At 58.4% G+C, this 14,932-nt stretch carries 11 protein-coding genes; 7 read left to right on the forward strand and 4 right to left on the reverse strand.

Translation table 11 applies throughout. The annotated features are described in order from the left end of the window. Nucleotides 1-21: 21 nt before the first annotated feature. The 3 genes from Mal65_RS22500 (at nucleotide 22) to Mal65_RS22510 (ending at nucleotide 7,820) form a co-directional block, all read left to right on the forward strand. Nucleotides 22-2,601, forward strand: a complete 2,580-nt coding sequence (locus tag Mal65_RS22500; protein ID WP_145302938.1) for a dockerin type I domain-containing protein — start codon at nucleotides 22-24, stop codon at nucleotides 2,599-2,601. A 249-nt stretch (nucleotides 2,602-2,850) separates the two neighbouring features. Continuing rightward, on the forward strand, nucleotides 2,851-7,383 hold the full coding sequence (locus Mal65_RS22505; RefSeq protein WP_145302940.1) for an Ig-like domain-containing protein: 4,533 nt from the start codon (nucleotides 2,851-2,853) through the stop codon (nucleotides 7,381-7,383). 8 nt (nucleotides 7,384-7,391) lie between these two features. Next, nucleotides 7,392-7,820, forward strand: coding sequence for a hypothetical protein (locus Mal65_RS22510; RefSeq protein ID WP_145302941.1), 429 nt, complete (start codon nucleotides 7,392-7,394; stop codon nucleotides 7,818-7,820). A gap of 13 nt (nucleotides 7,821-7,833) precedes the next feature. Here the strand turns inward: Mal65_RS22510 and Mal65_RS22515 are convergent, their stop codons facing one another. Beyond that, nucleotides 7,834-8,532, reverse strand: coding sequence for a class I SAM-dependent methyltransferase (locus Mal65_RS22515; protein WP_145302943.1), 699 nt, complete (start codon nucleotides 8,530-8,532; stop codon nucleotides 7,834-7,836). Then, nucleotides 8,529-9,398 carry a hypothetical protein gene (locus tag Mal65_RS22520; RefSeq protein WP_145302945.1) on the reverse strand — a complete coding sequence of 290 codons (870 nt, stop codon included), beginning with the start codon at nucleotides 9,396-9,398 and terminating at the stop codon, nucleotides 8,529-8,531. Before Mal65_RS22520 ends, Mal65_RS22515 begins: the two co-directional genes overlap by 4 nt. 95 nt (nucleotides 9,399-9,493) lie before the next feature. Between Mal65_RS22520 and Mal65_RS22525 the strand changes: the two genes are divergently transcribed. Then, nucleotides 9,494-10,126, forward strand: coding sequence for a thymidine kinase (locus tag Mal65_RS22525; protein WP_145302947.1), 633 nt, complete (start codon nucleotides 9,494-9,496; stop codon nucleotides 10,124-10,126). Nucleotides 10,127-10,177: 51 nt separating this feature from the next. On the opposite strand, the gene pyk is transcribed toward Mal65_RS22525, so the two are convergent. Next, the gene (pyk, locus tag Mal65_RS22530; protein WP_145302949.1) at nucleotides 10,178-11,617 is read right to left on the reverse strand and encodes a pyruvate kinase; all 1,440 of its coding nucleotides are present in this window, start codon (nucleotides 11,615-11,617) and stop codon (nucleotides 10,178-10,180) included. 126 nt (nucleotides 11,618-11,743) lie between these two features. Here pyk and Mal65_RS22535 point away from each other — a divergent pair, with 126 nt between their 5' ends. Then, the gene (locus tag Mal65_RS22535) at nucleotides 11,744-12,604 is read left to right on the forward strand and encodes an SDR family NAD(P)-dependent oxidoreductase (RefSeq protein WP_145302950.1); all 861 of its coding nucleotides are present in this window, start codon (nucleotides 11,744-11,746) and stop codon (nucleotides 12,602-12,604) included. 54 nt (nucleotides 12,605-12,658) lie between these two features. Here the strand turns inward: Mal65_RS22535 and Mal65_RS22540 are convergent, their stop codons facing one another. Beyond that, complete coding sequence (locus Mal65_RS22540) at nucleotides 12,659-13,330, reverse strand: hypothetical protein (protein WP_145302951.1); 672 nt, start codon at nucleotides 13,328-13,330, stop codon at nucleotides 12,659-12,661. A 202-nt stretch (nucleotides 13,331-13,532) separates the two neighbouring features. Here Mal65_RS22540 and Mal65_RS22545 point away from each other — a divergent pair, with 202 nt between their 5' ends. Continuing rightward, a complete protein-coding gene (locus Mal65_RS22545) occupies nucleotides 13,533-14,606 on the forward strand; it encodes a DUF1559 domain-containing protein (RefSeq protein ID WP_145302952.1) in 1,074 nt (357 codons plus the stop codon). An 88-nt stretch (nucleotides 14,607-14,694) separates the two neighbouring features. Then, nucleotides 14,695-14,859: a hypothetical protein gene (locus tag Mal65_RS22550; protein WP_165701464.1), complete on the forward strand. Its 165-nt coding sequence runs from the start codon at nucleotides 14,695-14,697 to the stop codon at nucleotides 14,857-14,859. Nucleotides 14,860-14,932 lie beyond the last annotated feature (73 nt).

The raw sequence follows: 14,932 nt of genomic DNA on the forward strand, positions 1-14,932 counted from the left end.
AAGCAGATCCCCTTATCGCTCATGGCTGGACGACCGAACGGTCCGCGAAAACGCGTTTCGGCGCGACGCCTGCCCAAGCTTCAGGCGTTGCAGCCGCGTCAGATGTTGGCCGCTGATGGGATCCCCCTAGGGGCAACGCCCACCGACACCGGCGAATTCTTGCTGGGCCGGGTCGCCGTCACGCCGGTCTTCTTCGAAAGCTCACAGGCGACGACCAACACGCAGAACTGGACCACCGAAGAAATCGATGAAACCTTGGCAAAGATCGCCGACGGCGTCGCGTGGTGGTCGGATTTGCTGGATTCCTTTGACACGGTGCATCAACTGGAATTCGTCATCGATGACACGTGGGCCCGCCAACCCGTGGTGGTTCCCTATGAAACGATCGAACTGACCAGCAACGACCACAACCAACCGGCGTCGTCCTTCCTAAGCCCGCTGGGATACGGTGATTCCGCGTCGCTGGGGGATGCCGTTGTCCGCTTCAATCACGATCAACGTCAAAAGCTGAATACCGATTGGGCGTTCACGATTTTCATCGCCGACGCCTCGGACGATCCCGACGGCGCCTTCGCATCCGGCGGTTCTTTTTCGACCGCCTTTGCGTATCCCGGTGGGCAATACATTGTCACGCCGTCGACCCGCCCGGCGTCGACCATCACCCATGAAATGGGTCACATTTTTTGGGCCCGCGATGAATACTCCGGCGGTGGATCCTGGACCGACACACGCGGCTATTACGACGCGCAAAACTGGAACGCCGCCGACAACCCGACACCCGGCTTTGTCCAACAGGTCAGCATCATGGGTGGCCGCGAATTGGCATCGCTGGCGTACAACACCCTGACCACCCCGGCGTCCACGTTGGCCATGATCGGCTGGCGAGACAGCGACGGTGATGGCGTCTTTGATGTGGCCGATGTCCCGCTGGAACTGGATTTGATCGGCAGCCTGGATGCCGATTCGGGCCTGTATCGAATCCAAGGCTCCGCGTCGGCGGTCCCGCTGTTGAACGCGAACAGTTCCGGAAATCAAAGCGACATCACGCTGAACGAAATCAGCCGTCTGGAATACCGATTGGACGACGGCCCATGGATCACCGCCGAATCGCCACAAACACAGACCTGGGATTTCAGCCTGGACTTGGACGTTGGAACGGATTTCCAGTCGATCGGCTTTCGCGTCATCGATGACACCACGGGGATCACCAGCCCAACCATCGAAGGCGAACGCAACGACCTGGCGATCAGCCAATCAGCCGTCCGTGGCGGCGTTTTCATCGATGCCGACGCCAACGGTGTGCGTGATGCCGGCGAATCGTGGCTGGCCCTTGGTGACGTGACCCTTCGCGATTCCAACGGCGACCCGCTGTTTTCTGCCAGCGTTAGCGCAGCCGACTTGCCCGATCACGAAGTTCGATCGAACCACCCCGCAGGTGCCTTTTCGGCGACCGGTGACTACATCAACGATCGTGTGGCGGTGTCCGACACGTTCTGGCCTGACGCAACGATTCGACGCGTCTTTCAACCCTACAACGTCTTTCAAAACAACTGGGTTGATCGCTGGGACGATCGCTCCGGCTTGGTGGCCCGGCCCGCCCAGACCGTCGGCACTGCCATGGCCGACGTCATCGGCTATTCCGACGGGTCCTATGGCAGGATCGAGGCCTACGACGTCGATGGCAACCTGATCGCCCGTCAGGCCAGCCCGCCACTTGGCCCCGGCGAATCTTTCCAACTGGTGGTCGACGACCCTCAGGGACGCATCGCCAAAATCATCGTCGGTGGTCACGCCGGAACCTCCATCGGCATCGAAGGCCTGCATTTCGGACAAGCATTCGATGCATCGCTGGGCGACGACGGATCGTTTCGCTTTGACGGACTGGCCGACGGCACCTACCAAGTCGCAATCACGCCCGACAACTTGACCCTGCAGACCCTTTCCGAATCGATCGACGTTACCGTGATCGGCGGCGTTGCCGCACAGCAAACGATTCCGGTGCAGGTCGTCGACAGCCCCCGTTTCAACGCCGACAACCCAGTCGACGTCAACGGTGATCACGAAATCAGCGCTTTGGACGCTCTGCTGGTCATCAATGACCTGAACCGAAACGGAAATCGCACGTTGGGTCTCGATGAAATGTCGGGGCTGGACATCGACGTTTCCAACGACGGCCAAGTCACCGCCAACGACGCACTGCGTGTGATCAACGCTTTGGCCCGCGGGGCCACCTCCGCGGGCACCGCCGCCGGTGGCGAAGCCGATCAGACGGCCCCCGCCACCTTGCCCCCCGCCCCCCATGCTTGGGCATCCGTCACCTCTTCCACCGGATCGTCCAACAGCGTCCTTGGCGATACGGCGATTTTGGCATCCGCGGAGGGTGAAGAAGGCTTAGGGGAAAGCTCGCAAAGCCAGACAGAATCGACCAACGGCGCCATGTCGCCCCTTGCCTCGGGCCGTTCCGGTGCGGATTCTTCCGATCATGAGGACGGAATCGACGAGCCCCGAGATTTTTTCTTTGGCCAATTGGGACAAGAAATTCATTCCAGCGATCACACAGATCCTTGGAACTTTCCGGGCACGGGCGAATCCAACGCCTAACAGTGAGTACGCGGATCGGATCGGTCGGACCGAACTTCACGAAACCGGAAAGTTGATAAAACAGGTCGCCCAGATAAGATAGGGGCCGACACCCAACCCCGATTCTGTGGTTTTGCGCTACCCAGAGTCGCCTATTCGTCTCACTTTGACACACGCGATATCGCATAGCCGCCGTACCTCCCACGATTCGGCGGCTTCGCTTCTCCCCACCTTCCCCAAAAATCTTCGATCACCTCCCGAGATTTACAGATGAAAAATCTGAGTGATTTGCTTCGCCGCACCGGATGGATGGCACGTGCACCGCGGCGGGCAAACGCCCCGAAGCGTCGCCGATCCAAAGCGATGGGCGGCTCCTATGCCGATCGCCAGCTGCGAAGCGAAACCTTGGAGAAGCGGAACCTGTTGGCCGGCGATATCGGTTTGGCCAGCGACTATGCCTTTGCCCACAACTATTGGCACGCCGCCGACGTCGACAACAATCAGCAGCTGACCGCCAGCGACGCGTTGCGAGTGATCAACCTGCTGAACCGGTCCGGCGGCGCGGTGGAGGTGACCCACGCCGGTCAGATCGATTCTTACGCCGACGTCAACGCCGACGGCATGGTCAGTGCGTCCGATGCCCTGTTGGTGATCAATTCGCTGAACCGCGGTGAAGGGGCCGGCGAACTGGTGGAATTGTTCGCCAATGCGACCATCGAAGGCTCCGAGATCGTGCCGGGTCTGCCCACAGAACAGATCCTGACCGATGCGTCCAATCGTGAGATCAATGTCGAAGTCGGCGAGATCTTCTATCTGCAAGTCAGCTACAGCGACCTACGCACCGCCGGCGATGATATCGGTGCGTTCCAGGTTCGTACCGATTTTGAAGTCGACCGGCCGGGCTTCCTGATCCCGGTCCTTAGCGAAACGCAGCAACTGACCTTTGAAGGCAACATCCGTAGCGCCACCAGTGGCACAATCACCCTGGAACGCGAAGGGTTTGGCTCGGCGCAAATTCCAATTCAGGACTATCTGGACCAAGGGGCCGCCGCTCTGGAAACAGCCATCGAATCGCTTGGCGTGTCTAGCGATCAATACCAGTTACGCCGATTCGACAACCGCGTACTGTTTGCTGGCCAGCCGGATGATGTCGACCCGACCAACCAGACTTGGGAAATTCGTTACGACATCAATCAGTTTGCCAACCAAGATGTGCCCAACATCTCGATTCTGACGACCGAATCGGGCGGGCAACAAGTCATTGACGGTCTGAACATTGACGTTCGCGCCGCAAGCTCGGCGACACCGCCGATCGACGGCTCCGGTGCGATCAACGGCGATGCCGCCGGTGACAATGTCGACACCCGCAGCAATTCTGATCCGCAAGCAGACATCCTCAATACGTTCGGCAAAGAAGTCTACGGCAGCCTGAAATACGGCACCTTTGACCAGAACACCGGCGTCTTTGACGAAATTGGTGTTGCCGGTCCCAATAGCGTTCTCGGCGCCGTGGGAACCAGCAGCCTGCCCGAACCGTTTGACACCTTCAGCATCCCCGTGACCATTACCCAGCCGGTCACCGGCTTGGTGGTCACGATGACCAAGGGTGAAGACGACGAAGCGATCCTGTTGCTGGGTCGTGACGAGAAGGTTCCGAACGACTTGGTGTTCGTCAACGAATCCCAAAGCCAGATCATCATCAACGCGACAGGCGATGCAATCGGCGTGACCGCGGGTGACACCTCGGTATCGCTGGACGAAGACGCCGATCCGATCACGATCGACCTGGCGGCTTTGACCACCGTCAACAGTGGCGACACCCCGACCTTCAGCCTGACCGACAACGGTTCGCTCGGCAACGCCACGATCAACGGCAGCACGCTGACCTACACTCCGAACGCCGATGTCTTCGGCGGCGACACCCTTGTCTACACGGCGACCAACAACGCCGGCAGTGACTCGGGAACCATTTCGCTGACGATCAACTCGGTCAACGACGAGCCGGTCGCCGGAGACGATTCGGCCACGCTGGACCAAGACACCAACGTCACGATCGATGTGTTGGCCAACGACAGCGCCGGTCCCGCCAACGAGAACCAAACGCTTAGCATCACATCGATTTCGACGGCACCGGCCAACGGATCGGCACAGATCAGCAACGGCCAGGTCGTCTACACCCCCATCGCCGGATTCTTCGGCAGCGATAGCTTCGAATACAGCGTGACCGACGGTATCGATTCGACGACCGCGACGGTCACGATCACCGTCAACGAAGTGAACACCGGATTGGTGGCCGCCGATGGCACCCTGACCACCACCGAAGACGCCATGGCGGCGGTGACGATCGACCTAGAAACGTTGGTGTCGATCAACTCCGGTGGCGACGCGACGATCTCGATTGCGACCGGGGCCAGCCGCGGAACGGCGACCTTGAACGGAACCATTCTGTCCTACGTCCCGAGCGAGGACGAATTCGGTACCGACACGATTACCTACCAAGCGACCAACAATGATGGAACCGATACCGGGACCATCACCGTCACGATCGATCCGGTCAACGACGAACCGATTGCCAACGACGATACCGCGTCGGGTGACGAAGACACCGCAATCGTGATCGACGTGCTGGGCAATGACGCCGCCGGCCCGGCCAACGAAACCGAGGCGATTGAAGTCACCACCGTGACCGATGGTGCCAACGGAACCACCTCGATCAATGCCAACGGCACGATCACCTATATCCCAAACACCGACTTCAACGGCACCGATAGTTTCACCTACACGATCAGCGATGGTGAACTGACCGCGACAGCAACCGTGAACGTGACCGTCAATGCGGTCAATGATCCGCCGGTCGCCGTCGATGACACCGCGTCCGTGGACGAAGATTCCAGCGTCGTGATCAGCGTCTTGGACAACGACGACGACGGAGCGACCAACGAGTCCGACACGCTGTCGATCACCGCCGTCGGCACCCCGTCCAACGGTACCGCCATCGACAACGGTGACGGCACGATCACCTACACCCCAGCCGCCGACTTCTTCGGTTCGGATAGTTTCACCTACACCATCACCGACGGAACCGATACCGATACAGCGACGGTCACCGTGACCGTCAATCCGGTCAACGATGGACCCGTTGCGACCGACGACACGGCCCTGACCGAACAGGACACACCGGTCGCGATCAACGTGCTGGCCAACGACAGCGCCGGACCGGCCAACGAAGGCGATTCGCTAACGATCACCGGGATCGCCTCCGGGCCGAGCAACGGGACGGCACAGGTTTCCGGAAATCAGATCGTCTACACGCCGAACACCAACTACTTCGGCTCCGACAGTCTGACCTACACCGTTACCGACGGTACGGAAACGGCAACCGCGACGGTCAACATCACCGTGACCGACGTCTTGGATCCGCCGACCGCCGTCAACGGAACGCTCGATGCGGTCGAAGACGCGGGAACAGTCACGCTGGACTTGGCCACCTTGGTCACGGTGGAAACCGGCGACACTTTCAGCATCACGCTCAATGGGTCTCCCGCGCGTGGCACGGCGACATTGAACGGAACCGTGTTGAACTACACACCGGCCCCCGATGAATTCGGCGCAGACTCGGTCAGCTTCACGGCCACCAATTCGACCGGCAGCGACACCGCGACGGTCGCCATCAATATCGAAGCCGTCAACGACCCACCGGTCGCCGACCCTGAAACCGAAAATGTCAGCGCCACGCAAAACACGTCGGTGACGTTCAACGTCCTGGCCGGTGCATCATCCGGTGCGGAAAATGAAAGCGATACGCTCAGCATCGTCAGCGTCAGCAACCCGGCCAACGGCACCGCGGTGGACAATGGCGACGGCACGATCACATACACACCAAACACCGACTTCGAAGGCAACGATTCCTTCACGTATGAACTTAGCGACGGTGAAAACACCATCACCGCGGAAGTTAACGTGGTCGTCCGTGTGTTCGGTCCGTCGACCGTCGAAGGTTTTGTCTTCTTTGACTTGGTCGACAACATCGTCGAATACAGCCAGGATCCGCTGAACGTCACCCCCATTCGAAACGGCGTCAAAGACACGTACGAAAACGGACTCGGCGGCGCGGAAGTCAAACTGGTTTCATCCGCGGCGAACAACATCCTTGGCGAAGACATCGAACTGGATGTCCTGACCCGCCTGGACGGCAGCTTCAAGTTTGAAAACGTCGCGCCCGGCACCTACGAAGTGGTGTACGACGCGCCAGGATCGATCATCGTCGGAACGACCATGTCCACCGGGTCGGCGATGCCGCTGTCCAGCAGCACCATGCAAGTGCAAATCGATGACGAAGGTGACGAGGAAATCGGCGGCCTGAACTTCAGCCTGTACGGTGTCCGTAGCAGCGGCCTGGGTTACCTGAACTTGCTGGCCACCAAGCACATCAACGAAAACGGCGCCATCAACGAACTCAGCGGTGGCGGCGTCGAAGGCGGTGTCGTTGCCCTTCATGAAGACGGCACTCAAGAATTCTTCCAGCCCAACGAAGGATTCGACGATGTCGACTTTGCCGAACTGGTGCTGAACGACAGCCATGACGAAGCATTGCTAACGATCATTCGAAATGGCGTCATCGAAACGGCTCGCCTGTCGCAGGATCACTTCGTGGTCAACGACGCGGGCACCGGTGTTCAATTCTTTGGATCGGTGGACGATTTTGACTTCGCCCCCGCCGACATCGATCTGCTGCGTGCGGAATTTGACCAATACCGCAACGCGATCGATGAAGTCCTGGCCGACTTGGGCAGCAGCGTCTGATCCATCACATGCACCGAATTCGTTTACGCAAGCCGTGGTTGAAAGCGACCACGGCTTCTTTCTTGGATGATCAACCTTTGGGCGTCGACGCGTTCAAATCCGACGTCCCGGATACCGATACGTCGGTGTTACCGTCGGGCACAGATGAGTTCTTGGTCTATCAGCGAACGTTCAATCGACCGACCGGCATCGCCGATGCCACGCGTGTTCATCTTCAGATCGACCGTTGGGCCGGGCATCTGGTGGGCGTCGATCTGAACGGCGAAGTACTTGCCCACGACATTGCCCAAACCGACGCGCCCCTGCGGATCGATGTCACATCTTCACTGCAAACGGGCAATCGGTTGCGGATCGGACTGCTAGCGACCGATCAACAGGCTCTTCTAAGCGGTGAAGTCTATCTGTTGATTGAAAACAATTCTTCCAATCCAGCCTGAACCAGATTTCGCGTTAACCGTCGATGCTCGGGTCGATCACTCGACGATAGACGCTGCTGTCGATCCATCCCAAAGAGTCGCGGCGCTGCGAAAGCTTCTGCCATCCGGCACGCCCCATTGCACCGGAGACATCTGGCAAATGGCGTGCTTTCAGCCCCGTGGCGTAACGAAAAAACACGATCATCAGGTTGATCCACATCACCGCCCACCATCGCGCCGGTCCGCCACGTGGCTCGATAAAGTCAACCACGTACCAAACACCATCGGGTTGAACGCAACGACCGATCTGTTGCACAACGTCGTCTAATTCGGCATCCACAAAGCAGTCCAAGTGAAACGCAGTGACGACCACGTCAAAACGCCTCTCAATCGGCAACTGCCTTGAATCTGCTTGGACGAAACGGACAGCTGACCGGTGATCCTTCGGCACGTTTGAATCCCGCGACCGCCCTGCGCCGCCGATTCGCCTTCGCTGCAACAACAGCATCTGGCGACTACGATCGACACTGACAACTTGCTCCGGTGCAAACCGTTGAAGAAACGCTTCCAGCAAACGCCCGTCACCGTCACCGACGAACAGCACCGCGTTTGGACTGGCAGGCAGGTCATCCAGGCCACGTTGCCTGGCACGTTGCAACCGGCCACCGAAACGACTCCATTCCACCCAGCGATACCACTTGGCCAGCCGATCATAACCGTCGGGTTGCCTCATCGGACTTGCATCCACGATCGGTACAGCAGTTGTGCCCCGACCACCAACATCGGCGGCACAATCAAAGCGGGATCGGCCAGCAAGGCGAACCGTGAAGCACTCCCGCGCGTCAGGTATCGCGTTTGATAGACCAGGCCCATCAAAGAAAATGAGGATGCGACCACGGCCGCCCCTAAGGTCCAGGTCAGCCACTCAGTCGTCATCCCCCACAGCGACAACGCGACCAAACCGATCGCCCAAGCGTAAAGAAAGCGAACGTCGATGTGGCCCGCTGACACGGATTCAGCGCCGCCCCGCAACAGCCACACGCTTTCCGACCTGGAAACAACCCAGCAGTTCAGTGTGAACAGACCGGCCAGCAAAGCACCAACGGAAACGCCCCTGCCCCCGTCCATCATGCCTACGTTTGTGGCACATGCCCCGACGACACCGGCGGCAAACAGGATTCCGACGATCGGTTCCTTCCATTGCATTGCCGACCGGCGACGAAAGGCATGGACCCACAACAAGTACAACCCAACGGCCACAGCCAAAACGACACCAAACATTTGCACCGCCAAAGGCAGACAGGTGGTCGCCACCACCGCATCGATGCCAAACACCGTCGTCCACACAAGCAGCAACAACCGCCAGTTTCGACGCGAAAATCGATGCCTGGCCGAACGCAAGGCTGCGTCGCTGCGGAATGAATCCAACAGCCGATCGCCACAGTAGATCAGCCAAACGGTCATCGCCAGAACCAAGCCCGTCGCGATATCCTTGCGATTTGCTACGCTAAAAATGTTCGCACTGGGGTCATTCTCGCGCATCAGCACGACGAACCAGACGACCGCCACGATCGGTGCATCCAAACTGGTGACGTTCAACACAAGAATCAGCCGCCACAGCCTGCTCGTTCGACTCGGCCCTCCTGATTTCGATGACGCCACTTTTCCCCGATCAGATGTTTCATTGATAACTGATGGCCAAACTGTACTTCTATTATTCGGCAATGAATGCCGGCAAGTCGACCATGCTGCTGCAGTCGGCGTACAACTATCGCGAACGGGGTATGACGCCGGTCATTTTGTCCCCCGAAATTGACACCCGCGAAGGACGGTCCACCGTTTCGTCACGCATCGGCCTATCGCAACAAGCCATCAGCTTCACCACCGCCGACAACCTGTTCGCGATCGTCCAACGTCTGGTGGAACAAGGGCCGGTGGATTGTGTCCTGATCGACGAGGCCCAGTTTCTGACCCGCACTCAAGTTCGGCAACTGGCCGACGTTTGTGACAGCCTTGATATCCCTGTCCTGACCTACGGCTTGCGAACCGACTTTCAGGGGCATTTGTTCGAAGGCAGCGAGATGCTTCTTGGCTGGGCCGACACGCTGTCCGAAATCAAGACGATTTGTCATTGCGGACGCAAAGCCACCATGAACATGCGGATCGATGATCAGGGGCGTGCCATCAAACACGGCCAGCAAATTCAAATCGGCGGCAATGAACGCTATGCATCGGTTTGCCGTTTGCACTTTCAACAAGGCATGGCCGAACGGCGTCCCGACGAATTGCCGCTGTTGGACAAGTTGGATGACAACGGCATTGGCTAGGTCGACGCGTTCGGCGCCAACGTTCATCCACACATCCCACCGGCGATCGGTTCATTCCACCGTGTGAACCAACACAAAGTTGTTGGCCCGCTTCATCACACCGGTACCCGCAACGAAAACGACTTTGTCGCCGGCGTGCAGCTTGTCGTGCATCCGACCCCACTGACAGATTTCGGAAATCAGTCGTTGAGCATCGTCAATCTGTGGCATCAACAGCGGCTTGATCCCCCAAAACAGACTCATCCTGCGCACCGATTTCGGGTCATCGCTGGCACCGAGCGTCGGGATCAGGCTTCTCATCCCGCTTTTGCTTTTGACCCATGCCGTCCCCCCGCTGTGCGTCGCAATCACTAGCACCTTCGCGGCGATCGTTTCGGCGATTCCCGTCGCCGCCAGCGTGACCGCGGTGGTCACCGGGTGCACATGATTGTTTTCCGGTGGCTCGACACGTTGCAGCCCCAACAGTTGCCGTTCGGTCTGTCGCATGATTCGATTCATCGTCTTGACCGCTTCGACGGGATAATCGCCGATGGCCGTTTCGCCGGACAACATACAGGCGTCGGTTCCGTCCAGCACCGCGTTGGCCACGTCCGAGGCCTCCGCCCGCGTCGGCCGACGACTGTGATGCATCGATTCCAACATCTGTGTCGCCACGATGACCGGCTTCATCTTGTCCTGACAAACGCGAATGATCCGCTTCTGGGCGACCGGCGTGTCGGCGACATCGATTTCCACGCCCAGGTCGCCACGTGCCACCATCACACCGTCGGACTCCTCCACGATGTTTTCAAGGTCCTCCAACGCCTCAGGCTTTTCAATTTTCGCGATCACCAAGGCCTCCGATTCATAGCCCTGTAACAGCGATTTCAACGACTTCACGTCGCTGGCCGAACGCACGAAAGACAGACTGATAAAGTCGATGTCATTCTTCACCGCCCAAATCACATTGTCGATGTCTTTGGGCAGCAATGCCGAAACGGAAAGCTTCACGCCGGGCAGATTGATGCCTTGGCGACTGCGAACTTCGCCCGGTCCAGTCACCCGACAATCCGCACGATCGGCCGTCACCTTTTCGACCTTCAGGGCCACGGTGCCATCGGCCAACATGACCCGATCGCCGACTTCCAATTCGTCGATCAGCCGCTTGTAACTGCTGGTCAGCTCATTCGGCGATCCCGGTGTATCGCCGCGGACAAAGCTGACACGCATGTCCCAATCGCACTGCAGCGGATCGGAAACCAACTGCCCCAGTCGCATCTTGGGGCCGGCCAAGTCCAACAAGACCCCGACGGGAAATCGCGTCTGTTCGGCCGCCTGGCGAATGGCGGCCAGCACCCGATCGTGATCCTCTCGAGTTCCGTGCGCCGTGTTGATCCGGAACACATCGACGCCCGCCTCGATCAATTCCGCTAACCGGTCGACACTGTCACTGGCCGGTCCAACGGTGGCAACAATCTTGGTCGATGCTTCTTCAAATCGTGGTCGCGTCATCGGGTCGGGGTCTTTCTGGCAAGATGCGAAACGGTTCGTCCGTTCTATGAATGTAAACGTCGACGGCTATCATGCGAGTCCGCCACGGCAATCCAGGCTAGGCAATCATGGCACGCAGGCTTTTCGATGACACAACCACACGATTCCCATTCGTTGCGTTTCGAATCCCCGGTCGCCCTGGTCACCGGCGGCTCGGCGGGGCTGGGAACGGCAATCGCCCAGGCGCTGCTGAATCGCAACTACCACGTCTTGATCGTGGGCCGGGACTCCGAGCGGTTGCGTCTGACGGCAGACCGATTGACGTCCGAGGAAGATCGAACAGATTCATCCGCCGTTCGTCTGCACCAATACGCATGCGACGTGACCAATCTCGACGAAGTTGCCAAGCTTGCCGAGTTCGTCTCCGATCGGTTCGGCCGGCTGGATGTCTTGGTCAATGTGGTGGGCCAAAGCGACCGTGGCTTGGCCAGCGAGATCACCCTGAAGAGAATCGACGAACTGGTCCGCCTGAACGTCCACTCGACCGTCATCTGCACCAAAGCCTTACTGCCGTTGATTCGCGAAAACCGGGGCAGTGTCGTCAATATTGGATCGCTTGCATCAAAAATCCCGGCCCGGTACCTGGGTGGCTACTGCCTGGCCAAACACGCGCTGTGCGGCTGGACCGATCAACTGAGCTTGGAAATGCGGCAACACAACGTGCATGTCGGCCTGGTTTGCCCAGGACCTATCGCACGACAAGATGCCGGACATCGCTACGACAAACTGCTGGCAGACGATCTGCCACCAGAAGCCGCTGCCCCCGGTGGTGGTGCAAAAATCAAAGGGCTGCCGCCGCAGAAAGTTGCCGATGCCGTCGTCGATTGCATCGCCAAACGCAAACGCGAAGTTATCTTGCCCGGCAAAGCAAGGCTACTGATCATCCTGCGGGCAATCTTCCCAGATTGGGGTGACCGGATTTTGCTGCGCATGACCAGCGGAAACTAAGCCGATCGCACTCTCCTTGATCGCCGCCAAGCGAAGACGCGCTGCGAATCCGTCCTACTGCGTCGACGACTGGCCGGGAATCTCCAGCGTGATCAACTCCATCGTGTTGATGACCTCGGTCGCCGGCGTGCGATTGATCGCCTTGACCAATCCGCCGGGCACTTCGTTACTGGACCACGTCTGCGTGTACGTGATCCCGGCTTCCACCTTGGATTCAATCTTCTTCCAAGTGGTTTCGAACGTGCCCGCTTCGACCTGCAAACGTTGCTCGCCCTGCTCCTTCACACCCTTGGCTTGACCGAACTGCTTCGGGTCAATCCCCGGAGGCAAACGGAAGTAATGCGGGTTACGCAACTTCATCTGCGGGAGCTTGGACTCTGATCCGTCCTCGGAAACCATGACCACGGTCCGGCCGATCACGACGGCCTCATCGGTCTTCTCCAAGAGTTCTTTGGACGTCTTTTCGATCTGCTGCTTGCCGTCGCGCTCGGTGACGGAACGAACCACCACCTTGGTCCCGACGGGAAATGCCTCCCACGCGGTGTACACGGGATTCTCCCGCTGCGAAGCGGACCGCTGCCCCGCCTGCACAAACGTCGACAACACGAACAAAGACGAAATCGACAGCACAGCCAGCCGGACTCTTGGGGGCATAACCAAACCTTCTTGGGATCTAAGAGAGCGTTGAATCACGAAGCGAGCCATTAGAGCCGCGACCAGAAGCAAGGCAACCTTTGAACATCGAGACCTAACAAAGTGCTTCATTGTGAAGCCATCGTGAAGTCTCTCGGAAAAGACCGAATTGGCTTTGCACGCCCGGATGGCCGCTACTAACTTTCCCGCCTGTCAACACCAACGAAGCAACTGGTTGCTGCCGAATCAATCCACTTCATCAAATCTCCATAAACACATTCCTTTGGAAAACCTTATGTCTTCTTCAAGACGCACAAACCGACCCGGCGGTTTCACGCTGGTCGAACTGTTGGTTGTGATTGCCATTATCGGCGTTCTGGTCGGGCTCCTGCTTCCAGCCGTCCAAGGTGCACGGGAAGCCGCTCGACGCGTCCAGTGCATGAACAACATGAAACAAATGGGCCTGGCCGCACTCAATTTTGAAAGTGCTTATAAGAAACTGCCCGAAGGTCCGATGGACGGTGACCCCGAAGCAGTGGACTACAGCGGATCACCGAACCCAGCCGGATACAACTACCGCGAAACACCCCCAGCCTACGGCGGTACCACCTGCTGTCGTGCGGCAACACGGCGTGGATTTAACCAATTCTACAAGATCCTTCCCTTCATGGAGCTCCCGCAGGTTTATGACCTCGGAAGGGATGACCCACCGTTTTGGCCGAATCAACCCAACAACGGCGGCGAAGACGACGTCGCCAAGGTAGCCGTCAGCCATTATTACTGCCCCAGCCGTCGTCCTCCCAAGCTTTACAATAATAACCTTCGCGGACGTCTGGATTACGCGGGCTGTGCCGGCTTCTTCCAAGGCGAAACGATTGAAAACACCGACGATATCCCGGAACCTCCTTTGGGGTTGGGCCCCCGTGGCGACGAACGCTCCAACGTCAACCAGGGCGACACCCCCGGTCGCAAAGGCGCAATTGTTTGGCCCGGTTTTGGTACCAAACGAACCCTGGGCGACATCACCGATGGATTGTCAAACTCCATCATGTTCGCGGAGAAATCGATCGCCAAAAAGCGATATGGCACCGACGGCGGTGACAACGAACGTTGGAACAACAGCGGTTGGGACGAAGACTGCATTCGCTGGCACTTCCCCCCGATCAGCGACCGTCAGGCACCTGAGTTTCGCCCGGGAACCACTAGCAGCACCGCCTGGCGCCGCTATTTCGGCGCGGCTCACGCGGAAGGCTTGAACGCAGTGCGATGCGATGGCAGTGTCAACTTTTACGCCTACACCGTCGACGCAGAACTGTGGAAAAACCTATGCGTGATCGATGACGGCGAACAAATCCAAGAAACCGAATAAACGCCCGATCAAGTTCATCAAATCACAACATTCAAACCGTAAAATACCACAAAAAGAAATGAACATTTTAAACGTTGCAAAAACTTGGATGACGCCTGCCAAATTCGGCATCTGTGTGATCGCCGGGATGATCACCGTCACCAGCCTCGGATGTGGTGGCGGCGATGTCATCAATGACGAACCGCTGTCCGCCGAAGACGAAGCTTACATCAAGCAGATCGACGACGAAATTGATGCGGCCGAAGGCGGCTGATCTTAGACCCGTTCGGTCACAAATGACTTTACACGTTCTGGGGCATGGTTCATCCATCGCCCCATTTTCGCAT

Origin of the sequence: Crateriforma conspicua (assembly GCF_007752935.1) — a bacterium.
Classification (GTDB): Bacteria; Planctomycetota; Planctomycetia; order Pirellulales; family Pirellulaceae; genus Crateriforma; species Crateriforma conspicua.